Annotated in this window: 1 pseudogene; it reads left to right on the top strand. The window is 39.4% G+C overall.

Going from position 1 to position 368, the window contains the following annotated elements:
* Window positions 1-2: 2 nt before the first annotated feature.
* Window positions 3-368 (top strand): annotated as a pseudogene (locus ACFIO5_RS11870) (apolipoprotein N-acyltransferase); the annotation flags it as partial.

Below are 368 nucleotides of genomic sequence, written 5' to 3'. Positions count from 1 at the left end.
AAATGTCATCTCCGAAGAGTAACTTCGTGTTTTTAAACAGTGTCAAGATGTCCTTGTTTTCCCTCACTGGTTGGAAACGGCAAGGGGTGTTGTTTTTATGTGGTGCATTGACATCCTTTGCACTTCCGCCCTTTTATTTAACACCTCTCTGTTTTTTAACTTTTCCTGTCTTCATTGTTTTACTTGATAAAATCAGTGCTCTTCAAAACAATAGAAAATGCCTTCTGATCTACGCTTTAAGCTGTGGAACCTTTGGCTTTGGTTATTTTATTTTTGGTTTTTGGTGGCTGTGTAATGCTTTACTGACAGACCCAATTACTTTTGGATGGGCTGTGCCATTCGCTATTTTCTGCCCTCCCCTTTACCTT

This window comes from Bartonella sp. AA86SXKL, from assembly GCF_042196885.1.
This window is presented reverse-complemented; position numbering and strand designations above follow the sequence as displayed.